Source organism: Erwinia sp. PME.40.26/001, assembly GCF_055556675.1.
This window is the reverse complement of sequence record NZ_JBVHNP010000273.1, coordinates 1-258: the sequence shown is the minus strand read 5'-3', so window position 1 is coordinate 258 and position 258 is coordinate 1. Positions and strand designations below refer to the sequence as shown.

The window sequence follows — 258 nt, the reverse complement described above, 5'->3', positions numbered from 1 at the left end:
AGCCCAGTGAAAGTAAACATCCCAATCTGCTTAATGATGTGGGACCAATCCCCAGGTGTTTCTCTGATTTTCAACGCATTGAAAAGCTGCTCCCTCATGCTAATTATCCTATCAGCCATGGCCTTCAGCTCCAAAGTCCATTCATCGAACATAGCACTATCCTTAAGTATGGTAGCCACGATAGAAGCACCATGAAGAGGAGGGTTCGAATACATAGGCCTAATAACAAGCTTAAGTTGACTTTCAACCTTAACAGCT

Annotated in this window: 1 protein-coding gene; it reads right to left on the bottom strand. The window is 43.4% G+C overall.

Annotated elements, in window-relative coordinates; genetic code table 11:
* The coding region (locus ACZ3HG_RS24160; RefSeq protein WP_465334974.1) for an aminotransferase class I/II-fold pyridoxal phosphate-dependent enzyme at positions 1-258 on the bottom strand (258 nt) is incomplete at both ends.